Source organism: Microbispora sp. NBC_01389 (genome assembly GCF_045040095.1).
GTDB lineage: Bacteria > Actinomycetota > Actinomycetes > Streptosporangiales > Streptosporangiaceae > Microbispora.
This window is the reverse complement of record NZ_CP109552.1, coordinates 3,280,876-3,302,366: the sequence shown is the minus strand read 5'-3', so window position 1 is coordinate 3,302,366 and position 21,491 is coordinate 3,280,876. Positions and strand designations below refer to the sequence as shown.

Here is a 21,491-nt window from a genome sequence, read left to right as displayed (position 1 = left end):
GCTCAGCCGGGGAGGACTCGCACCTCGGCGGCGGGCAGGTCGGCCCACCAGCGGTCGTAAGCGCGGTAGAGCCGGTGGTCGCGGCCGGCCAGGAGCGCCACCAGCGCCCGGGCCTCCTCCGCGAGCCCCTCCCACGCCTCGGCCGGCAACGGGTGGAAGGCGGTCGCCTCGATTCCGCCCTCGACCTGGCGCCACACACCGGCGACGTACCCGTCGACCAGGAGCGTCGGCAGCACGTCACCGTTCGCCCGGATCACGAGCCTGCGGTAGTCCGGTGGGAGGACTCGGCTCCGGTCGGCGTACGCCAGCAGGACGCTGTCCCACATGGCCATCAGCCGGGGAGGGGCAGGGGTGTCCGCGGCGGGCCGCGCCGCGCCCGGCACGTCGTAGAGTTCCGCGCCGCCGGGCCCCTCCAGTCGCTCCAGTACGGCGGAGAGCGCGCCCAGCGCCTCGCGGACCCTGGACCGCTGCACCAGGGCGAACTGCGCCACGTCCGCCACGGACGCGGGCCCGAATCCCTCCAGGTAGCGGTGGACCAACGTCTGCAGGTGCTTGTCGGACAGGTCCCTGTCGTACGGCGTCGGCGGCGTCCCCGACGCGACGTACGACGGCCGGGGGCCGAACGACCACGGCCCGCCCATCGGGACATGCCGCAGCGGCGCGAACGACCGCACCGCCCACCACACGCCCTGCGGCGGGACCGCGAGCCGTTCGGCGAGCCAGCCCTGGATCTCGGCGTTGGTGCGCGGCCGGTCGGCGAACTCCAGCAGGTCGGGAAGGAGGGCGTCGGCGTCGGCGGCCCCGAGACCGCTCTCCGTGAAGCGGCGGTCGCCGAGCCTCGCGCCGCGCAGCGTCGGCTGCATGGCGGTGTGCATGGGCAGATGATCGTCGGCGTGCACCACGTGCAGCGTGATCCGCATCAATGTCGCCTTGACCAGCGCCCGACCGGCGAAGGCGACGTCGAGGTCGGCCGGGTCGAAGGCGGCGAGCCGGTTCCACAACGCGATGTACGGCGAGGCGGGCTGCTGGGCCTGGAGCGCGACCACGCGCCGGACCGCGTCGACGACGCCGACCGGCTCCCGCCGCAGCAGCAGTTGCCGGGCGAGCGTGGCGCGGTTGAGGTCCTGTGCCGTGATCGTCATGGTGACAAGGACTGTAACGGACCCCGAACGGTTCACCGCTGGGCGTCGAGGAGCGAGGGCAGTGCCTCGGCGGCCCGGTCCTTTCCGAGAAAGGCCGCGGCACCGGCCGTTATGGCGGCGGCCTCAACGGTGACATCGGTACACACCGCGATCACCCTCGTGCCGAGGGCGGCGAGGGCTGAGGCGGTGGCCAGTCCCTCCTCGATGGTCGGCAAGTGGAGGTCGATCAGGCAGGCGTCAGGCCGCAATCGCGCGGCAAGTGCCTCGGCCTCGGCCCCGGTCGCGCAGGCGGCCGCGACGGTGACGTGCGGCAGGGCGTCAAGGAAGATCGCCAGGGCATGCCGAACCCGGCGGTCAGGGTCGACGACCAGCAGATTCAATGGCTGCGGCGTTTCGGCCGGTGTGGTGGACAGGCGACTCTCCCTCCACAGCCGGCGGCGCGCGTCACAGACGCAAGTCTGCACGGTTACGGGGCGGAGAACCTCGTTCGAAGGACTGTTGCCGATTCGGCGGTTGGTACCGGCTCTCATCGGCGGAATGACGTAGAGCACGACAGGGGCTCATCCGGACGGAGTGATGCCCTCCCGGGTCGCCCACAAGGCCGCCTGGGTGCGGGAGGACAGGTCCAGCTTCGCAAGGATGTTGCTGACATGGGTACGTGCCGTGCGTTCGCTGACCGACAGAGCCGAAGCGATCTCCCGGTTGGACCGGCCGTCGGCGATGAGGGCCAGAACTTCTCGTTCGCGTGGTGTCAAGCTCGTCGCGGCCGTCGCGGGTGCTCGCATCGCAGCCGTCAACTGACGAGCGGCAGCCGGGTCGAGGTGCACCTCGCCGCGGACCGCGGCACGAAGGGCCCGCCCCACTTCGTCCGCGTCGGTGTCCTTGAGCAGGTAGCCGGCGGCTCCCGCCTCCAGGGCGGCACGGACCTTTCTCTCCTCCACGAAGCTGGTCACCGCCACGACCTCGACGGCGGGAAACCTGACCTTGAGTTCTCGGGTCGCCTCTATGCCGTCCATGACGGGCATCATCAGGTCCATCAGGACGACATCGGGAAGCTCGCCGGAACGGTCGAGAACCGCCAGGCGGTCGAGCGCTTCCTTTCCCGTTCCTGCCTCACCGACCACCTCCATGTCGTCGAGCATGTTCAGGAAGGCCCGCATGCCCGTACGAACGACGCGGTGGTCGTCGACCAGAAACACCTTGATCGTGCTCTCTACGGTGCTCACCGGCTGGTTGTCTCCATCTGCTTCGTGATCGGCGCGGTGACCATGACGCTGGTGCCGGCACCGGCCGCGCTCACAATACGCAGGTCGGCACCCATGCGTGCCGCCCGCTCCCGCATGGTTCCAAGTCCCATATGTCCTGGAAAAGCGGCAGCAGGGTCGAAGCCGCGACCATCGTCCTCAACCACGACCGTCAAGTCCGACTCGGTCCGGCTGACCGACACGGTGATCCGCTGGGCATCGGCGTGCTTGACGGTGTTGTGCAGCGCCTCGAGGACGATTCTGTAGAGGTGTTCTTCGCCCTCTTCGTCCAGCACAGGACGCTCGCCCGTCTCGTCGACGACAACGATGGGCAGACCCTCGCGGGCTGCGATGGCGGCGGCCTGTTTGCGGACCGCGGAGATCAGGCCCTCCTCGGCCAACGCTCCCGGGCGCAGTTCGAAGATGAGGGCTCGCATCTCCGCCAAGGCTCCTTGCGTCAGCTCCCGGAGCTGTGCCACTGCTCGTCCCAGTGGCCCGTTCCCGTCGATGCCCTGCTTCTCCATGGCGAGCTCGGCGGCACGGGCGTGCAGCGTCATCGAGAACAGCGCCTGGGAGACCGAGTCGTGGAGCTCCCGAGCCAGCCGCTGCCGCTCCAGAAGTGCGGCGTTCTGCCGGCCTTCGGCCAGCAAGGTGGCGTTCTCCACCGCGACGGCGATCTGATCCGCGAACGCCACGAGGAATCTGAGCTCCTCATCCGCCGGCTCGTCATGCGGCAGGTAGTAGACGTGTAGCGCACCGAACATCTGACCCATGGCCCCCAGGGGAACGGCCACGAGGATGTCCCAGTCGACATGGGGCAGGAACCGGTGGATCGGCTTGGCTCGTGGCCGCGCCAGGGTCCGCGCCGGGGCGCCGCGAATCACCTCCACGCGCTGCTCGCGAAGGGCGCTCACGGCGGGCGAGTCGACCCCGAGGCCCCAGCACGCTCGTAAACCTTCCTCATAGCCGTCGGGAAGACCGTCGGTGGCCAGGAACCGCAACCGGTCGCTGTCACGCTCCATCACGTGGACCGCGGCGGCGACACCTCCGCTCGCCCGCACCACCGTCGCCACGGCGTTCCGCAATGTCGTCTCCAGTGGCTGGTCCACGACCATGTCGCTCGCGACTCGGGCCAGCGCGGCCACCCGCCGCTGCAGGAGATCCATGGCATTGGCGGTGTCGGTGGCGTCCCTCACCACTGTGAGCGTGTGTGGTTCACCGGAGAAGATGACGGAGTCCGCGCGAACCTCCACGGGAAAGGTCGTGCCGTCCTTGCGGATGTGACGGACACGTATCGCCGCCCCGGTATGCGGAAGGGCCGAGAGGAACTCGGTGACAATCGTCAGGTCGGCAGGATGCGTCCATGCCTCGGGGTGAGTGCCTGCCAGTTCCCCGGGTGAGTAGGCGTGCATCCTGTGGAAGGCGGGATTCGCCTCGACGAGCCGGCCGTCGAGGTCGCTGATCACCAGCCCGTCGCCGGTCGCCTCGAACACGGCACGATACTGCGCTTGCTGCGCGCGTAGCCGCCGCTCGGTGCGCGTGCGTTGGATCGCGGCTCCCAAGGTGTCCGCGGCCGCCCGGAGTGCCGCCACGTCATTGGGCAGCCACTCCCGTTCCGCCGCGCATTCGTCGAACCCGATGAACCCCCACCAGAGGCCTTCGACGTGGATCGGTACGAGTGCGATCGACTTGATGTCCTCGGCGTCCAACTCGGGGCGCTCCGATGCGGGGAAGTCGCGGGTGTTGCCGACCATCACGTCCCGGCGCACCAGTAGCTCGGCCCACCGTCCCCAGCCGACGTCCACGTAGTCGAACCCCCTGAGCAGGGGGTTGTCCATCTGCGAGGTGATCCCTTCGGCGACCCATTCGTACCGCTGGCCACTGCACTGCCGACCGTGAGCGTCGAGATGGTTCTCGAAGATGTACACCCGGCTCACTCCGGCCGCCGTCCCGAGACGCGCCAGGACCTCGGCGATGTTCGTCTCCCACGGCTCGGCACTGGCGAGGAACCGGTCGGCGGCGAACAGTACGGCGGCCAGGACGGCGTCTGGGCCGGGAACACGGCTGGCGTCCTCTGGCGCGACCGCCATATTCGTTCCTCCTGACTTCCCCCGCCACGGCTACGGCACCGCCGCGGGAGCGGTCCACGGCGATGCTACTCCCGGTCGCTTTTCGACAAGGGACCCTCCCCCGCTGGTCGGGATGCCTGAGAACGCGCTGGTCATGCCGCCGATCTGAGACTTTTGACGTAGCGGGCCGATGGCGGAACGGCTGAGCCGGGTGCCGTCTGTCTGCCGATTCGGTGAAGTGATCGCCTCCGAGAGCATCGAGGTACACGGCCGGTGGCCGCGACATGGAATCTCGGAGGTACCTGACATGACGGCTGACCAGGCTGTTCGACCCGCCCGCCAGGAGACCGTGCCTGGCGACCTGGCGTGGGCCGCGCCGGGTTGGGTGGAGTGGCGGCCGCTCGCGGTGACGTTCGCGATCACGGCCGGCGTCTTCGGGCTGCTCGGCGCATCCACCGGCGTTCTCGCCTGGCTCACCCCCGAACTGGGCGAGACGACGCGTCGCGAGATCGCCACCCTCGTGCTCGCGCCCGGCCTCCTCATCACGACGTGGTTCGGCCGGAGCGCCGCGCACGTCGTAGCCGGCGTGATCGTGTCGCTCATTCTGGTCGTGAGGTCGACGATGACCGGCGTCCCCAAGAAGATGGGCAGCTTCGTCTGGCACCCGGTCGGCGCAGGTCCAACCCAGGATTACGCGGTGAGCGTGGGCGCGGGCCGGCTCGACCTCACCGATGTCTCGCTCGCACCAGGCACCCGGGCCAGGTTCGTCGCGTCGGTGTCGGTCGGCCAGCTCAAGGTGATCGTGCCCCCCACCGCCCGGGTCGAGGTGCACGGTATCGCCCGGCTGGGCGAGGTGAAGATCGACCACAAGGTCGAGGCCGGTGCGAACATCCAGATCGACCGGGTGCTGGAGCCCGAGGTGACCGGCACCGGCGATGCGCCCACGATCGAACTGCGGATCAACGCCGGCGTCGGAGACATAGAGGTGCGCGCATCGTCCCCGACCATCGAGACGTCGTTCCTCGTCGCGTCCCTGTGCGCCCCGTGAACTTCGTCGTACTGACGTGGGAGCATGACTTCATGGCGACATCGAAACAGCCGGTGACGGTCCCGACCGACGCCAACGTCGACGACTTCCTGGCTGCAGTCCCCGACGAACGCCGGCGGGCCGACGCGGAGCGCCTCTGCACGATTCTGCGCGAGGTGACCGGCGAGCCCGCGGTGATGTGGGGCCCGAGCATCGTCGGCTTCGGCAGCTACCGCTACACCTATGAGAGCGGGCGCACGGGCGACTGGCCCCTGGCTGCCTTCTCGCCGCGCAAGCAGCAGCTGGTGGTCTACCTGGTGGGCGGGTTCGAGGAGCGATACGCATCGGTGCTCGCCCGGCTCGGTCCACACAAAACCGGAAAGGGATGCCTCTACCTGAAACGGCTCGACGAGGTCGACGAGAGCGCGCTGCGTGAGCTCATCGACCGCACGGTGCGGGTGCACAAGGGCGTCGACCGGGCCAGCCAACGCGATGATAACGGGGAGCCCATAACACGTCGCGCCTCCGCATGATGTCCGGCTCCCACGACCGCGCCCGCAAGGCCATCGACGACCGGCTGTTCCGTCCGCGTACGGTCTCTCCCGAAAAAGGGACGGAACGGTGATCATCTGAAGGTTGTATCCAGAGACAGCGAACCCCGCTCCCCATAGGTAGGAAGCGGGATTCTTGGGTCGGCCGACCAGGGCCGCTCCCTCCCGGGAACCGTCAACGCCGATGCCCCGGCAGGACCAGCAGGGTGATCGAGTTCGCCGGGTACGTCGCGGTGACCCGGCCCTGATGCACCTTGAGATCGTTGCCGCGCACGATCGAGTTGAGATCGGCCGGGCTGTAGGTGAACCGCTGCGCCCTGGCGTTGCCGTGCAGTCCGGCGATCGACAACGGTGAGGTCAGCTCACCGCCGGTCTTGTTGATGACCATCAGGGTCAGCGCCTTGTCGCGTGAGCGCTGCGCCCCGTACACCGCCAACTGCCCCTGATCGCTGCTCGTCGCCGACACGCTCACGTCGCCGAACCGGCTCCCCGCGCCGTCATAGTTGCGATACATCCGGAACGCGTAGGCGCCGGGCTGCGTCGGCTGGGGTTCGCCCCAGATGGTGGCGAGGTCGAGACCCTCGCGCCCGAAGATGCCGAGAACGTCGGCCTGCGCCAGAGCGCCGTTGATGTCGTCCAGCGCGCCCCAGTTGTACTCGGTGATCGCGGTCTTCGTGCCGGGGTAGTACTGCGCGATCCATTCCTTCATCTTGCGGATGAACTGCAGCGGCGGCGCGTTCACGCCCGTGGGGCCGATCCAGGACTCCTCGACGTACGTCGGGTCCCACAGCGAACGCGTGGACCGCAGCCGCAACGCGTTGGACTCGGGGTCCTTCCCGCCGTTGATCTGAGGGTAGTAGTGCTGGTCGAAGTAGTCGAGCATGCGCTTGCCGCCGTGCGCGTCGCTGTAGTCCTTCATGTTCTTCAGGAACCACTGCGACAGGTTGAGCCCGCCGTGCGCGGCCGCGTCGGCTCCCGGCGCACATCCGTCCACCCCGGACGCGACCCACTCGCAGTATCCCCAGCCGGAGGGGCCGAGCACCGCCGCGCCCGGGTCGGCGGCCTTGATGGCCGCGGCGGTCGCGGTGCTCTTGCCGCCCAGCTCGTCGTACGAGACCGCCTCGGGGTGCACGTCGCGGTGCGTGGAATTCCACAACACCGGCTCGTTGTCGAGCTCGTAGATCGGCACGCCCCCGCGCGCCGCCTTGCCGAACCGGCTCACGAGATGCGACACCATCTCGCCGTCGAAGGATGCGCCCACCGGGATCGAGGTGTCCTCGGGCACCGCCCCGGTGAGGTTCGCGTTGTTGAGCCTGCCGTTGCCGCAGCCGGCGTCCCACTGGTCGAATCCGTCCTGAGCGGGGAACCGGCTGGCAGGGAATCCGCAGGCGAACGGGTGCTGGTCGGGCGAGTCCTTGGCCACCCACCCGCTCATCGGCACGGTGACGACCTGTTTGGTACCGCGGTCCCGGTTGGTCTTGACGAACGCCTCGACCGTGTTGTCGGGCCCGGCGACGATGTTCTCGAAGTACCAGTCGCTTCCCGTGTTGTAGGTGTGGTTCTTGAAGTTGTAACGCGTGGTCGAATTGCCGCCCCAGCGCGCCACCGGCAGGCCGATCTCGGCGGCGAACGCCGGGGGAGCGCCGTTCATGCCGTAGATGTCCGGACTGATCGCGTGCCGGGCGGCGGACAGGTCCACCGACAACGTCGGGCCCGCTGCGGCCACAGCCGGGTCCAGGGCCGCCTGGGCGGTCATCGTCCCCGCCACGAAGGAGACCGCTACGCCGAGCGTCGTGGCCGATCGCAGCTTCCGCCGCCGTTGAGCACCCATCATCGACGCTCCCGTCAATCGATCCATCAGTGACCAATCGAGGAGCCTGACCGTATGCTTCACACGAGTCAAGACACTGCGGTCGCGCGGAGACGGGCGGCAAGGCGGTACCAGGAAACCCTGGCCCCCTGACTTGGTACGTCTCCTGGTCAGGCCTTGGCCGCCCCGTAACGACCCGGCCGCGGTTTAAGAGGACAGCCTGAAAGTTGCACACAGCCCACGAATTCGGCCTCTCGGCTGCACGGCGACCTGCAGATCGACTTCGTGGCCTGGGTTGACCTCGCAGTTCACGTGAAAAGTGCTTTGTGATCTGGCGTGGACGGGGCCTTAGACAAGTCCGATCATCCCAGCTCAGAGCACACGATCAAGCCGACTCGAATTCGCCGCGAAAGCCCGAGGCCAAGAGGCTCTGTCCAGACGCAGCGAACCCCGCCTCTCATGTACGGGAGGCGGGGTTTTCGCTGCTCAGCGGCTACTTGAGGAGCTGGCGGGCCATGACTATGCGCTGGATCTGGTTGGTGCCCTCGTAGATCTGGGTGATCTTGGCGTCGCGCATCATGCGCTCGACCGGGAAGTCGCGGGTGTAGCCGTACCCGCCGAGGAGCTGGACGGCGTCGGTGGTGATCTCCATGGCGGCGTCGGAGGCGGCGCACTTGGCGGCGCTGGAGAAGAAGGTGAGGTCCTTGACCCGCGTGCCGTTCATGGCCAGCTCCGACTTGGCCGCGGCGGCGTAGGTGAGCTGGCGGGCGGCCTCCAGCTTCATCGCCATGTCGGCGACCATGAACTGCAGGCCCTGGAAGTCGGCGATCGGCTTGCCGAACTGTCTCCGCTCCTTGACGTACCCGATCGCGTGGTCCAGCGCGCCCTGGGCGATGCCGAGCGCCTGCGCGGCGATCGTGATGCGCGTGTGGTCCAGCGTGGCGAGGGCGGTCCTGAAGCCGGTGCCCGGCTCGCCGATCATCCGGGACTCCGGGATCCGCACGTTCTCCAGGATGACCTGGCGGGTGGGCGAGCCCTTGATGCCGAGCTTCCTCTCCTTGGGCCCGAACGAGACGCCCTCGTCGTCCTTCTCCACCACGAACGCGGAGATGCCGCGGGCGCCGGCCGACGGGTGGGCCACGGCCATGACCGTGTAGTACTCCGACACGCCCGCGTTGGTGATCCACATCTTGGTGCCGTTGAGCACGTAGTGGTCGCCGTCGCGCTCGGCCCTGGTCTTCATCGCGGCGGCGTCCGAGCCCGCCTCCGGCTCCGACAGGGCGTAGGAGAACATCGCCTCCCCGGCCGCGACCGGCCGCAGGTAGCGCTGCTTGAGGTCTTCGGACGCCGACAGCAGCAGCGGCATGGTGCCCAGCTTGTTGACGGCCGGGATCAGGGAGGACGAGGCGCAGGCGCGGGCGACCTCCTCGATCACGATCACGGTCGCCAGGGCGTCGGCCCCCGCGCCGCCGTACGCCTCGGGGATGTGGACGGCCTGCAGGTCGGCCGCGACGAGGTCCTTGTAGACCTCCCAGGGGAACTCCTCGTTCTCGTCCGCCGCCGCGGCCCGCGGGGCGATCTTGTCGTCGGCGAGGGCCCGTACGGTCTCCCGGAGCATCTCGTGCTCCTCGGCGAGGGCGTAGAGAGGGAAGCTCATGACGCGATACTAGGACGTCCGACCAGAAAGTTACCAGTCGGTACGACACGCGCCCTGACAGCTCGTCCTGACAACGGTCGTAATGGCCTCAGCACACCGCACGCATCGACCACCTGGGCGTTTCGCCGTACCGTTGGGGCCAAGGCCCCGGTTTGCCCAGGTGGCTGCTCGGGCAAATGACAGGCCCGGTACCATGCCAGATCACGAAGAGTCGGCAAGAGGGGAGCCTGCCGTGCCGTACCGCCTCACCGTGCTCGGGACCGGATACCTGGGTGCCACGCACGCGGCCTGCATGGCGGAGCTGGGCTTCGAGGTGCTCGCTCTCGACGTGGACCAGAGCAAGATCGAACGTCTGCGGCGCGGCGAGCTGCCGATCCACGAGCCCGGGCTGGAGGAGGTCCTCCGCCGCAACCTCGACTCGGGCAGGCTGCGCTTCACCACCTCCTACGAGGAGGTGGCGAAGTTCGGCGACGTCCACTTCGTCTGCGTCGGCACGCCGCAGAAGAAGGGCGAGCGCGCCGCCGACGTCTCCTATCTCGACGCGGTCGTCGAGTCGCTGGCCCCGCACCTGGACCGTGAGTGCCTGGTCGTGGGCAAGTCGACGGTCCCCGTCGGCACCGCGGAGCGCCTCGCCGAGAAGCTCGTACGGCTCGCGCCCGCCGGCACGCAGACCGAGCTGGCCTGGAACCCCGAGTTCCTGCGCGAGGGTTTCGCCGTACGGGACACCCTCCGGCCGGACCGGATCGTGATCGGAGTGACCTCCGAACGGGCCGAGAAGATTCTGCGGGACGTTTACGCGCCGCTCGGCGAGGTGCCGATCGTGGTGACCGACTTCCCCACGGCCGAGCTGGTCAAGTCGGCCGCGAACGCGTTCCTGGCCACGAAGATCTCGTTCATCAACGCGATGGCGGAGGTCTGCGAGGCCGCCGGCGGCGACGTCACGCAGTTGTCCGCGGCGCTGGCGTACGACGAGCGGATCGGCGGCCGATATCTCAACGCCGGCCTCGGCTTCGGCGGCGGCTGCCTGCCCAAGGACATCAGGGCGTTCACCGCCCGGGCCGACGAGCTGGGCGCCGGTCACGCGCTCGCCTTCCTGCGGGAGGTCGACGAGATCAACCTGCGGCGCCGCGCCCGGATGGTCGGCCTCGCCGGTGAGGTCCTCGGCGGTTCCTTTGGCGGCCGGAGGGTGGCGGTGCTGGGCGCGGCTTTCAAGCCCAACTCGGACGACATCCGCGATTCGCCCGCGCTGGACGTCGCGGTGAAGATCGCCGAGCTGGGCGGGCTGGTGACGCTCTACGACCCGGCCGCCCTGGCCAACGCGCGGGCCGCCCACCCCCAGCTCGGGTACGCCGAGTCGGCCCTGGAGGCCGCGAGCGGAGCCGAGGTCGTGCTGCTGCTCACCGAGTGGCAGGAGTTCGTCTCCCTCGACCCCGAGGACCTGGGGGCGGTCGTCGCCGCCCGGGTCATCGTCGACGGCCGCAACGCGCTCGACGTGGAGCTCTGGCGGGGCGCCGGCTGGCACTACCGCGCGCTCGGCCGCCCCTGATCCAGTTCCCCGTGGAGGGCGGCGGCCTCGGCGCGGAGCCGCTCGCCCTTGGCGTGCGCCTGGTCGCGCAGGGCGGCCTGGAACTCCTCCATCCGCCGCCGCAGGCCCTCGTCGGCCGCCGCCAGGATCCGTACGGCGAGCAGTCCCGCGTTGCGGGCGCCGCCGACGGCGACGGTCGCGACGGGCACCCCGGCCGGCATCTGGACGATCGACAGCAGCGAGTCCATCCCGTCGAGATATCTGAGCGGCACCGGGACGCCGATCACCGGCAGCGGGGTGACCGAGGCCAGCATGCCCGGCAGGTGGGCGGCGCCGCCCGCCCCGGCGATGATCACCTTCAGCCCGCGCCCGGCCGCGCGGGAACCGTACTCGATCATCTCGGCCGGCATCCGGTGCGCGGAGACCACGTCGGCCTCGAAGGACACGCCGAACTCGGCGACCGCCTCGGCGGCCAGGCGCATGACCGGCCAGTCCGAGTCGCTCCCCATGACGATCCCGACGTCAGGCATCCACGGGTCCTCTCAGGCAGGTGACGGCGTGGCGGGCGCGGGCCCGCACCTCGTCGAGGTCGGTGCCGAGGGCCGTGACGTGCCCGATCTTGCGGCCGGGCCGCACGTCCTTGCCATAAAAATGGATCTTGATGCCCGGGTCGTTGGCCAGCACGTGCTCGTACCGCGCGTACACGTCCGGGTCGGGCCCGCCGAGCAGGTTGGCCATGACGACGACCGGCGCGGTCATCGACGGCGATCCGAGCGGCAGGTTCAGCACGGCCCGCAGGTGCTGCTCGAACTGGGACGTACGCGCGCCCTCGATCGTCCAGTGGCCGCTGTTGTGCGGGCGCATGGCCAGTTCGTTGACCACGAGGCCGGTCTTCGTGACGAACATCTCGACCGCGAGGAGCCCGGTCACGCCGAGGTCGCGCGCGATGGTGAGCGCGACGCGCTGGGCGTACGCCGCCTCCTCCTCGCCGAGGTCCGGCGCGGGCGCGATGACCTCGACGCAGATCCCGTCCTGCTGGACCGTCTCCACGACGGGGTAGCTGACGCCCTGGCCGTGCGGCGACCGGGCGACCAGCACGGCGATCTCCCGCTCGAACGGGACGAACGCCTCGGCCAGCAGGTCGACGCCGGTATCGAGCGCCGCCCGCGCCTCGTCCGGTGACGAGCAGACCCACACGCCCCGGCCGTCGTACCCGCCGCGGACCGCCTTCAGCACCACCGGCCAGCCGTGCTCGCCGGCGAACGCCTCGACGCCGGCCAGGTCCTCGACCCGGGCCCAGGCCGGGCAGGGCGCGCCGATCGCGGTGAGCCGCTCGCGCATGACCGCCTTGTCCTGCGCGTGGACGAGCGCGTCGGCCCCCGGGTGTACGGCGCGCCCCTCGGCGGCCAGCGCCTGGATGTGGCCCGTGGGCACGTGCTCGTGGTCGAAGGTGACGGCGTCGCACCCCTTGGCGAACTCCCGCAGGTCGGCGAGGTCCCGGTAGTCGCCCAGCCGGGTGTCCACGATGACCTTGGCGGCGCTCTCGTCGCGGGCGCCCGCCAGCACGCGCAGCTCGATGCCGAGCGCGATCGCGGCCTGCTGGGTCATCCGGGCGAGCTGTCCCGCGCCGACCATGCCCACCACGGGCGCCGCGACAGGGCCCGCCGCGGGCGTGGCCGGCGGCCGGGAAGGGGAATCCTTCGGGCTGTTCACGACAGGTCAGCCTACCTATGGCCCGCGCGTACGCCCGCCACGGGTCACGCGTCAGCCCGTAGCGTCAGCTCGTTCTGTCAGTCGGCGTCCTCGGTGATGCCGGCGAGGACCCGGCGCATGCCCACGGTCGTCATCCTGTTGTCCGCGCCCACCCTGGTGGCGAGCAGCACGATCTCCGCACCCGTGACGGTCTTCGGCGCGCCGCCGGTGAAGGCCCGCACGTCGGCCGCGCCGTACCGCCGATGGGCGAGGGAGGAGCGGCCCGGGCCGGGCTTCTGGGTGAAGACGAGGCGCAGCGCGTGGAAAACCAGGGCCCCGCCGTCCGGCAGGGCGAGCGCGCGGGCCGGCCCCTCGATGCGTACGTCGGTGGACAGGCGGTCGGGACGGACCCTGCGGGGAGCCCGGACCAGTTCGCCGAGCAGGCCGCGCATCGGGTCGCCGGAGGCGAAGCGGACCCCGCTCAGCCCCGCGGGATCGGTCAGGAACGCGACGTGCCGGGTGGACACGAGCCGTGCCCCGACCCAGGAGCCCGGGCCGGCCGCGGCGTCCACGACCTCGCCCTCCGCCTCGGGCGCGTCGCCGGCGAGCGGAATCGGCCCGGCGCCGAGCCGCCACGCGCCGTCCGTGCGTACGAAGACGAAGTAGGCCGGGGTGGGCTTGCGGGCCAGGACGGCGAACCAGGGGTCGTCCTCGCCGTCCTCGTGTGCGGGGAGCAGGAACTCCGGGTTCTTGGGCACGCCGAAGCCGGGCGCGGCGCGGCCCTCGCGGGCCGCCGCGCAGACACGGCTCCCGATCGCCTTCTCCGCCCACGTCGTAAGCCGCTCGATCTCCGCGCAGTCGCCGTCCTTCCAGGCGGCGGCGAGGTCGCCGAGCCCGCCGAAGGCCGCCTCGGCGTCGGCCCGGGCGATCTCGGCCATCGGCGCGGAGGCCTCCCCGGGATCGGCCGGGAGCTCCCGGGCGCTCTCGGTTCCGCACCCCGCGAGGAAGACCACGAGGACAACCGCGAGCAGGACGCGGCCGGGGACGAGGCTCGGCGGACGAGCCCCGAAGGTACGACGAACCACGGTGAAGGCCACCTCTTCCACAACGGCACGGCCCCGCGCCAAGTGATCCAGTGGGGCGAGAGCGTAGTGCGAAGAGTGCCTCCAAATTCCAGATGACGGGATTTTCCGTGAAATGTTCTTTGGTGACCTGCGACGGAGCGGCGAGAGGTTGCGCTACTACCCTCATTTGTGCCACCGGCGGGTAGCCTGAGAGGACCTCGCCGCCGACCAGGCCGCAGATCAGGAAGGACCGATCGGGACGTGCAGTTTCTACGACGCGCCTACGAGCGGTTCGCCACGCTCATCCACGAGTTGATCAAGTTCGGAGCGGTGGGCGCCATCGCGTTCGTCATCGACTTCGGCGGCACCAACCTGCTGCGGTTCGGCGTCGGCCTGGGCCCGCTGTCCTCGAAGGTCGCGGCCACGATCGTCGCCGCCACGTTCGCCTACGCGGGCAACCGCTTCTGGACCTACCGGCATCGTCAGCAGAGCGGCCTGGCACGCGAGTATGTCCTGTTCTTCCTGCTGAACGGCGTCGGCCTGCTGCCCTCGCTGCTCACCATCGGTTTCGTGGTGTACACGCTGAACCTGCACGACACGGTGAGCTACAACATCGCCCAGGCCGTCGGCCTGGTCCTCGGCACGTTGTTCCGCCTCTGGTCGTACAAGAAGTGGGTCTTCCTCGCGACTCCGGAGCCGGTCGAGAGCGAGGGCCCCGCCGGGGGCGTCGAGGCGCTGGTCGTGTCCGCCGCGAAGGCCGGCTCTCCGAAGAACGACGCCCCGAAGATCGGCGCCCCGAAGAACGGCTCGCCCAGGAACGGCTCCCCTGGGAACGGCTCTCGGAAGACCGGCAAGAAGGCCCGGGCGAAGGCGAGAGCGGCGGTCGCGGCGGACGTCTCGGCGCAGCCCGGCCCGATCACCGCCCGCTGACCCCGTTCCCGTCCCCCGCTTCGCCCGCCGCCCGGGTCAGGCCGGGCCGGAGACGACGCGGCGGCGGTCGTTGTCGCGGTCGTGCCGCAGGAAGATGGCGAAGGTCGCCGGGCGGCGCCTGACGAGTTCGAGCCGGCCGCCGTCGGCGGCGACGAGGGCGCGGGCGAGGGTCAGCCCCAGGCCGGTGCCGCCGCCGCCGCTCACGTTCCGCTCGAAGACGCGATGGCCGAGGGCCTCGGGGATGCCCGGTCCCTCGTCGCCCACCTCGATCACCACGGACTTGCCCGCACTAGAGGTGTTGATCGTCAGCACGCCGTCGCCGTGCTTCAGCGAGTTCTCCAGCAGGGTGGCCAGCACCTGGCTGAGCCCGCCCGTCGTGCCGAGGGCGCGCAGGCCGCGGTCTCCCGCCAGCACCAGCGACCGATGGACCCGGCGGAAGGCGGGCTCCCACTCGACGATCTGCTGGCCGACCACGTCGTCCACGTCGAGCGGCCCGGCCTGGGCGTGGCGCTGCCTGCGGGCCGCGGCGAGTAACTCGTCGATCACCGCGGTCAGCCGCTCGACCTGCACGATGGCGGCCTCGCCCTCCTCGCGGACCACCTCGGGCTGCCCGGCCGCGGCGACGATCTCCTCCAGGCGCATGGTCAGCCCGGTCAGCGGCGTACGCAGCTGGTGAGAGGCGTCGGTGGCGAACTCGCGCTCACGGGCGAGCAGATCGGAGATCCGCAGCGCGCTGCGGTCCAGCACCTCCGCCACGAGGTCGAGCTCCGGAACGCCGTAGCGGTGCCTGCTGGGCCTCGCGTCGCCCGAGCCCAGCCGCTCCGCGATCCTGGTGAGGTCTTGGAGCGGCAGGCTCAGGCGGCGCGAGGTCACGGTGGCCAGCCCGATCGCGGCGCCGAGCGCCGCGATCGCGAGCGCGATGATCAGCACCAGCCGCGCCCGGGTATCCCGCTGGATCTGGGCCGAGTCACGGCTGACGCGTACGTAGCCGTTCTCGGAACGGGCCTCCTCGGTCAGGTCGCGGCCGTCCGGCGGAGGCGTGCCGGCGATGATCGGCCGGTTCCCGCGGACGTACACCTGGAGGTATCTGTCCGGGTAGTTCCGTGCGAGCTGCTCCGGACTGATCGGCTGCTGCTGGCTGACGGAATACTCCACCCCGATCAGCAGCCGGTTCGCCTCCGAATGCAGCTCCTGGGCGGCGTCCTCGTTGATCAACCGTACGACGACCACGCCCAGGGGCACGCCTAACAGCAGAACCGCGATGACCGCGACGAGCAGCATGGAGGCAAGCAGGCGCCGGCGCATGCGGCTAGCCCCTCCCCCGCGACCGCCCCACGGCCGCTACTCGCGCTCGAAGCGGAAGCCGACCCCACGAACGGTGGTGATGTAGCGCGGTTTGGCCGCGTCGTCGCCCAGCTTCCGGCGCAGCCAGGAAATGTGCATGTCCAGTGTCTTGGTCGAACCCCACCAGTTGGTGTCCCACACCTCGCGCATGATCTGCTCGCGGGTGACGACCTTGCCGGCATCCCGTACGAGCACGCGCAGCAGGTCGAACTCCTTGGTGGTGAGATGCAGCTCCTTGTCCCCCATCCAGGCCCGGCGGGAGTCGGCGTCGATGCGGACGCCCTGCACCACCGGGGTCTCCGATGTTCCGCGCCGGAGCAGCGCCCGCACACGGGCGAGCAACTCCGCCAGCCGGAACGGCTTGGTCACATAGTCGTCGGCCCCCGCGTCGAGACCGACGACGGTGTCGACTTCGTCGACACGGGCGGTGAGGATCAGGACCGGAGTCCCGTGTCCCTCCGCGCGAATGCGGCGCGCGACCTCCAGCCCGTCCATTTCTGGCAGACCGAGGTCGAGAACAATCAGGTCGACGCCCCCCGACAAGGCCCTCTCCAGGGCCTGCGGGCCATCCGGGCTCACCTCCACCTGATAGCCCTCCCGGCGCAGTGCGCGCGCCAGGGGCTCGGATATCGAGGTGTCATCCTCGGCGAGAAGTACGCAGGTCATGGTGCGATCGTAGGACCTTAAGCGATCGTTTCCCGGCTACAGCGCGCACTTTGACTTGTCGTTGACTCATCAATTGACCTGGGCAAACACTGATAAATCCGGGATAGTCAGTACGGAAGGGCAGCGATCTTCTATGGCGTTCTCCGCCAATTCGAACAGCCTCGGATCAATGCGGGCGATGACATGAGAAACGCCCGCCGAACCGATGCCGACGGGCGTTGTCCATCTGTATTCGCGAGTTTCGGCCGAGTCGCCGACCGGGTTACCGGCCGCGCCGGCGGGTCTCAGGCGGGCGACGGCGGCTCCGCGTACCGCTGGAGGTAGAGCTGCTCACCCAGACTCTCCAGGAGCCCGAGCTCGGTCTCCAGATAGTCGATGTGGTGCTCCTCGTCGGCGAGGATCCGCTCGAAGAGCGTGGCGGAGGTGATGTCTCCCCGCTCCCGCATGAGCGCGATCCCCGGCCGCAGCCGCTTGACCACCTCCACCTCAAGCTCCAGGTCGGCCTGGAGCTGCTCCTTCACGGTCTGGCCGATGTGGAGGGTGTTGAGCTTCTGGTAGTTCGGCAGGCCCTCTAAGAAGAGGATCCGGTCGGTGAGCTCCTCCGCGTGCCGCATCTCGTCTATCGACTCCGCCCTCGTCAGGGCGGCGAGCTTGGTGTATCCCCAGTTCTCCTGCAGCTTGGCGTGCAGGAAGTATTGGTTGATGGCGGTGAGCTCGGAGGTGAGCTGCTCGTTGAGCAGCGCGATGATCTCCTTGTCGCCCTGCATCGCGTACCTCGATCTATGCGCTGGTGACCAGGTCGTCTGACCGTTTCAGGATGGCACAGATCTTTCGGACACATGACGCGCAGTCCCCCCCGGCGCCGGTGGCGTCCCGCACCTGACGAGCCGTCCGCGCCCCCGCCGCGATGCAGTCGTGCACCTCGTTCTCGGTGACCGCGCGGCAGATGCACACGTACATGGGTCGCCCTCTCAGGGATCATGAGGAAGGTTAGGCATACCTAAGATAACTCACTTTGGTAAGGCTTGCCTATGTGATCCCAGGCACAGAAAGGGGCGGCGTCCGGCAAAACCCGCTGTCCGAGGAGGACCCGGGGAGCCGGAACGCCGCCCCCTTCGGCGGACGGGCCGTCGTCCGCAGAGGTCAGAGCACCGTGACTCAGAGCATCGTGACTCAGAGCACCACGACGGAGCGCAGCACCTCCCCGCGGTGCATCTTGCCGAACGCCTCCTCGACCTGGTCGAGGGCGATGGTCTCGGAGACGAACCCGTCGAGGTCGAGCCGCCCCTGCAGGTAGAGGTCGATCAGCATGGGGAAGTCGCGGCTGGGCAGGCAGTCGCCGTACCAGGAGGACTTGAGCGCGCCGCCGCGGCCGAACACGTCGAGCAGGGGGAGTTCGATGGTCATCTCGGGCGTCGGCACCCCGACGAGCACGACGGTCCCGGCCAGGTCGCGGGCGTAGAAGGCCTGCTTGTACGTCTCCGGGCGGCCCACCGCCTCGATCACCACGTCGGCGCCGAAACCACCGGTCAGGTCGCGGATCGCCGCCACGGCGTCGGCCTCCCGCGAGTTCACGGTGTGGGTGGCGCCGAAGCGGCGGGCCCAGTCGAGCTTGCGGTCGTCGACGTCCACCGCGATGATCGTCCGCGCCCCGGCGAGGTTCGACCCGAGGATCGCCGCGTTGCCCACGCCGCCGCAGCCGATCACCGCCACCGAGTCGCCGCGGGTGACGCCGCCGGTGTTGATCGCGGCGCCGAGGCCCGCCATCACGCCGCAGCCGAGGAGGCCGGCGACGGCCGGGATGGCCGCCGGGTCGACCTTCGTGCACTGGCCCGCGGCCACCAGGGTCTTCTCCGCGAACGCCCCGATGCCGAGCGCCGGGCTGAGCACGGTGCCGTCGGCCAGGGACATCTTCTGGGCGGCGTTGTGGGTGTTGAAGCAGTACCACGGCCGGCCCCGCAGGCACGCCCGGCACTGCCCGCAGACCGCCCGCCAGTTGAGGATGACGTAGTCGCCCGGCGCGACCTCGGTCACGCCCTCGCCGACCGCCTCGACGACGCCCGCGGCCTCGTGGCCCAGCAGGAACGGGAACTCGTCGTTGATGCCGCCCTCGCGGTAGTGGAGATCGGTGTGGCAGACGCCGCAGGCCTGCACGTTCACGACCGCCTCGCCGGGCCCCGGGTCCGGGACGACGACCGTCTCCAGTGTCACCGCCTCTCCCTTGCCCCGTGCCACCACGCCCTGGACTTCGTACGGCATGCCCCGCACCTCAACTCTCTCTGCTGGATCTCCTCAGAACATACGGCTCCACGACGCCGAGCCCGCGTGCGGGGCGGCGGCGCAGTTTCACCAGGTCGACGCCGGCCGCGCCGGTGAGCGCCGCGGCCATCTCGCTGTCGGCGAGGATCGTGCCCGGCCGGGCGATGGCGGTGAGCCGCGCCGCCAGGTTCACCGTCGTGCCGAAGACGTCGCCCATCGCGGGCAGCACCGGGCCGTACGCCAGCCCGACCCGCACGTCCGGCCCCTCGGCGTCCCGCTTGAGCTCGTCGAGCAGGTCGAGCGCGATCAGGGCCGCGGTGCGCGGGCCCGAGGCCGTGAAGAGCACCTCGTCGCCGAGCGTCTTCACCAGCCGCCCGTCGTGGGCGGCGATCACGTCGGAGGCCCGCGACTCGAACCCCTCGACCAGGTCGGCCAGCGCCAGTTCGTCCAGCTCGCGGGACACCCGGGTGAAGGCCACGAGGTCGGCGAACCCGACCGCGAGCCTCGGGCGGGTCGGGGAGGCGTCCCCGCCCGGCTCGCCGGGCTCGGCGAGGCTGACCAGCCGGCTCGCGGTCGCGGCGAGCTGCGACCGCCAGACGTGCACCAGCGTCCGCTCGAAGTCCGGCAGCAGGCGGCTGACCGTGTCCATCACCTGCCGGAGCCGCTCCTCGCCCTGCCGCGCTCCGGGCTCGATCAGCGCGTCCACCATGATCTCGGCCTGCCACTGCGCGAGCCGCGCGGTGTTGCGGCCGAGCGCGCGCGCCATGCGGATCACGGACCGCTCGTCGAGCATCTCCGCGTCCAGCAGGTCGCGGATGCGGTGCAGGGCCTCCAGGTCGGCGTCCGTGAACGCCACCGCGTCGTCGGCGAGCGTCGCGAAGCCGAGGGCCCGCCAGATCCGCGCGGCGAGGTCCTGCGGGATCCCCGCCGCCTCGGCGACCTGCCGCCGCGTGTACACCGGCGGCGGCCCCAGGAACAGCCGCCGCATGTCGTCGGCGCCGGGCCGCCCGCTTGTCTCCACGTCTCCCTCCCCCGTACGGCACGTGGTCCGCGCCGCGCTAGTCCCCGTCGATGTTCCCGTCCGCGGCATCCTCCACCAGCCGGAACAGCTCGTGCCGTACGCGCTGGATCTGGGGGATCTCCCGGTAGTCGATGTCGCCCTTCTCCGAGGCCGACTCGACCCGGAGCGTGCCACAGCCCAGGATGCGCTCCAGGAAGCGCTGGTCGGAGCTCACGCTGCTCACCTTGGCCAGCGGGATGTCGTCCTCCGACTTGTTCAGCACCCCGACGCTGATGGCGAAGCGGTGCGAGGTCAGCGTGTAGGAGGTCGTCACCCAGCGCAGATAGGGGGTGAGCGTCCACAGGACCAGCGCGACGAAGGCGACCACGGCCACCGCGCCGCGGGCGAGCCCCGCGTACTCGTAGTCGCCGGGGATGAGGACGAAGGCCGCGACGGCGGCGGCGAGGACGACGACGAAGGCGAGAACCGGCAGGATGAGCCGCTTCCAGTGCGGATGGAACGACAGAACGACCCGCTCGCCCTCGGTCAGATAGTGATCCGGGAGACCCATGGCGCAAATCGTGACACGATCCCGGGTCGTTCGCATGCGTTCCCCGGCTACGTGATCGATCCGGGCCTGACGTGGACGACGTCGCCGGCGCTGAGCGAGTGCTCCCCGTCCTCGCCGCGCACGAGCAGGTGGCCCGCCGGGTCGATGCCGGCGGCCCGGCCGGTGATCACCCGCTCGCCGGGCAGTTCGACCCGTACGTCCTGGCCCACGGTCGCCGACCAGGCGAGATAGGCCGCGCGCAGGCCCGAGGCGTCCGGGTCGCCGCCGGCGGCCACCCAGTCGCGGTAGTGCGACTCGACCTCCCGCAGGATCGCGCGCAGCAGCGGGTCGCGGTCGGTGCAGGCGGCGTTCTCCACCGCGAGGGACGTGGCCCGTTCGACGGGCAGTTCCTCCCGCCGCAGCGAGACGTTGAGGCCCATGCCGATGACGACCACCCGGTCGACCCGCTCGGCCAGGATGCCGGCCAGCTTGCGCTCTCCGATCATGAGGTCGTTCGGCCACTTCAGCCGTACGTCCAGCTCGGCGATCCGCCGTACGGCGGAGGCGGCGGCGAGGCCCACCAGCAGGGCCAGCCAGCCCTGCCGGGCGAGCGGCACCTCCGGCCGCAGCAGCATCGAGAACGTCAGCCCCGAGCGCGGCGGCGCGCTCCAGGGGCGGCCGAGCCGTCCCCGGCCCGCGAACTGCGCCTCCGCGACCAGCACGGCGCCCTCGCCGGGGGTGTCCCGCACGGTCCTGGCGAGGTCGGCGTTGGTGGAACCGGTCCGCTCGACCACGCGCACGGACGACCACAGCGATCCGGGGCGCACCAGCGCCCTGGTCAGCGCGGCCTCGGACAGCGGAGGCCGATCGAGGTCGGCGTACGGCGAGTCGGGCACGCGTCCAGGCTATCGGCCGGGGGTCGCCCCCGGCGCCGCGAAGCCGCATCGGCGACCGGCGGCCC

General features: G+C 70.3%; 21 protein-coding genes. 4 read left to right on the top strand and 17 right to left on the bottom strand.

Going from position 1 to position 21,491, the window contains the following annotated elements; all coding sequences use genetic code 11:
• Positions 1 to 2: 2 nt before the first annotated feature.
• The 4 genes from OG344_RS15055 to OG344_RS15040 are packed head-to-tail and all read right to left on the bottom strand — an operon-like array spanning position 3 to position 4,476.
• Positions 3 to 1,142 (bottom strand): winged helix DNA-binding domain-containing protein, encoded by a 1,140-nt coding sequence (locus OG344_RS15055; protein WP_405088741.1) that lies wholly within the window; start codon positions 1,140 to 1,142, stop codon positions 3 to 5.
• Positions 1,143 to 1,174: 32 nt separating this feature from the next.
• Positions 1,175 to 1,693, bottom strand: a complete 519-nt coding sequence (locus tag OG344_RS15050; RefSeq protein WP_327043898.1) for a response regulator — start codon at positions 1,691 to 1,693, stop codon at positions 1,175 to 1,177.
• 9 nt (positions 1,694 to 1,702) lie between these two features.
• Positions 1,703 to 2,341 carry a response regulator transcription factor gene (locus tag OG344_RS15045; RefSeq protein ID WP_327043897.1) on the bottom strand — a complete coding sequence of 213 codons (639 nt, stop codon included), beginning with the start codon at positions 2,339 to 2,341 and terminating at the stop codon, positions 1,703 to 1,705.
• A gap of 23 nt (positions 2,342 to 2,364) precedes the next feature.
• Positions 2,365 to 4,476, bottom strand: coding sequence for a GAF domain-containing protein (locus OG344_RS15040; protein WP_405088740.1), 2,112 nt, complete (start codon positions 4,474 to 4,476; stop codon positions 2,365 to 2,367).
• 286 nt (positions 4,477 to 4,762) lie between these two features.
• On the opposite strand from OG344_RS15040, the gene OG344_RS15035 reads away from it, so the two are divergent.
• Complete coding sequence (locus OG344_RS15035) at positions 4,763 to 5,503, top strand: hypothetical protein (RefSeq protein ID WP_405088739.1); 741 nt, start codon at positions 4,763 to 4,765, stop codon at positions 5,501 to 5,503.
• A complete protein-coding gene (locus OG344_RS15030) occupies positions 5,500 to 6,015 on the top strand; it encodes a DUF1801 domain-containing protein (protein WP_405088738.1) in 516 nt (171 codons plus the stop codon). Before OG344_RS15035 ends, OG344_RS15030 begins: the two co-directional genes overlap by 4 nt.
• A 193-nt stretch (positions 6,016 to 6,208) precedes the next feature.
• Here OG344_RS15030 and OG344_RS15025 read toward each other — a convergent pair whose 3' ends face one another.
• Both OG344_RS15025 and OG344_RS15020 read right to left on the bottom strand, forming a co-directional pair.
• Positions 6,209 to 7,867, bottom strand: coding sequence for a glycoside hydrolase family 44 protein (locus tag OG344_RS15025; RefSeq protein ID WP_405088737.1), 1,659 nt, complete (start codon positions 7,865 to 7,867; stop codon positions 6,209 to 6,211).
• Between the two features lie 469 nt (positions 7,868 to 8,336).
• Complete coding sequence (locus OG344_RS15020) at positions 8,337 to 9,500, bottom strand: acyl-CoA dehydrogenase family protein (protein WP_405088736.1); 1,164 nt, start codon at positions 9,498 to 9,500, stop codon at positions 8,337 to 8,339.
• 232 nt (positions 9,501 to 9,732) lie between these two features.
• Between OG344_RS15020 and OG344_RS15015 the strand changes: the two genes are divergently transcribed.
• Positions 9,733 to 11,046 (top strand): UDP-glucose dehydrogenase family protein, encoded by a 1,314-nt coding sequence (locus OG344_RS15015; protein ID WP_405088735.1) that lies wholly within the window; start codon positions 9,733 to 9,735, stop codon positions 11,044 to 11,046.
• Here the strand turns inward: OG344_RS15015 and purE are convergent.
• The 3 genes from purE to OG344_RS15000 form a co-directional block, all read right to left on the bottom strand.
• The gene (purE, locus tag OG344_RS15010) at positions 11,022 to 11,555 is read right to left on the bottom strand and encodes a 5-(carboxyamino)imidazole ribonucleotide mutase (protein WP_327043883.1); all 534 of its coding nucleotides are present in this window, start codon (positions 11,553 to 11,555) and stop codon (positions 11,022 to 11,024) included. The two genes, OG344_RS15015 and purE, sit on opposite strands and share 25 nt — an antisense overlap.
• The gene (locus OG344_RS15005; protein ID WP_405088734.1) at positions 11,548 to 12,738 is read right to left on the bottom strand and encodes a 5-(carboxyamino)imidazole ribonucleotide synthase; all 1,191 of its coding nucleotides are present in this window, start codon (positions 12,736 to 12,738) and stop codon (positions 11,548 to 11,550) included. The genes purE and OG344_RS15005 overlap by 8 nt, the downstream gene beginning before the upstream one ends.
• Before the next feature lie 77 nt (positions 12,739 to 12,815).
• Positions 12,816 to 13,802, bottom strand: coding sequence for a hypothetical protein (locus OG344_RS15000; RefSeq protein WP_405088733.1), 987 nt, complete (start codon positions 13,800 to 13,802; stop codon positions 12,816 to 12,818).
• Between the two features lie 240 nt (positions 13,803 to 14,042).
• Between OG344_RS15000 and OG344_RS14995 the strand changes: the two genes are divergently transcribed.
• A complete protein-coding gene (locus OG344_RS14995; protein ID WP_405088732.1) occupies positions 14,043 to 14,711 on the top strand; it encodes a GtrA family protein in 669 nt (222 codons plus the stop codon).
• A 36-nt stretch (positions 14,712 to 14,747) separates the two neighbouring features.
• Here OG344_RS14995 and OG344_RS14990 read toward each other — a convergent pair whose 3' ends face one another.
• From OG344_RS14990 to OG344_RS14955, 8 genes are all read right to left on the bottom strand, one after another.
• Positions 14,748 to 16,016, bottom strand: a complete 1,269-nt coding sequence (locus tag OG344_RS14990; protein ID WP_405088731.1) for an ATP-binding protein — start codon at positions 16,014 to 16,016, stop codon at positions 14,748 to 14,750.
• Between the two features lie 36 nt (positions 16,017 to 16,052).
• Entirely contained in the window at positions 16,053 to 16,721 is a 669-nt protein-coding gene (locus OG344_RS14985) for a response regulator transcription factor (protein ID WP_030451323.1), read from the bottom strand.
• 284 nt (positions 16,722 to 17,005) lie between these two features.
• Positions 17,006 to 17,488 carry a bacterioferritin gene (bfr, locus tag OG344_RS14980; protein ID WP_405088730.1) on the bottom strand — a complete coding sequence of 161 codons (483 nt, stop codon included), beginning with the start codon at positions 17,486 to 17,488 and terminating at the stop codon, positions 17,006 to 17,008.
• Between the two features lie 13 nt (positions 17,489 to 17,501).
• A complete protein-coding gene (locus OG344_RS14975) occupies positions 17,502 to 17,681 on the bottom strand; it encodes a bacterioferritin-associated ferredoxin (RefSeq protein WP_111698258.1) in 180 nt (59 codons plus the stop codon).
• 213 nt (positions 17,682 to 17,894) lie between these two features.
• Positions 17,895 to 18,980: an S-(hydroxymethyl)mycothiol dehydrogenase gene (locus OG344_RS14970; protein WP_405088729.1), complete on the bottom strand. Its 1,086-nt coding sequence runs from the start codon at positions 18,978 to 18,980 to the stop codon at positions 17,895 to 17,897.
• 10 nt (positions 18,981 to 18,990) lie between these two features.
• A complete protein-coding gene (locus OG344_RS14965) occupies positions 18,991 to 20,001 on the bottom strand; it encodes an adenylate cyclase regulatory domain-containing protein (protein WP_405088728.1) in 1,011 nt (336 codons plus the stop codon).
• 37 nt (positions 20,002 to 20,038) lie between these two features.
• Positions 20,039 to 20,551 (bottom strand): PH domain-containing protein, encoded by a 513-nt coding sequence (locus tag OG344_RS14960; protein WP_405088727.1) that lies wholly within the window; start codon positions 20,549 to 20,551, stop codon positions 20,039 to 20,041.
• Between the two features lie 47 nt (positions 20,552 to 20,598).
• Positions 20,599 to 21,426 carry a biotin--[acetyl-CoA-carboxylase] ligase gene (locus tag OG344_RS14955; RefSeq protein WP_405088726.1) on the bottom strand — a complete coding sequence of 276 codons (828 nt, stop codon included), beginning with the start codon at positions 21,424 to 21,426 and terminating at the stop codon, positions 20,599 to 20,601.
• Between the last annotated feature and the right edge of the window lie 65 nt (positions 21,427 to 21,491).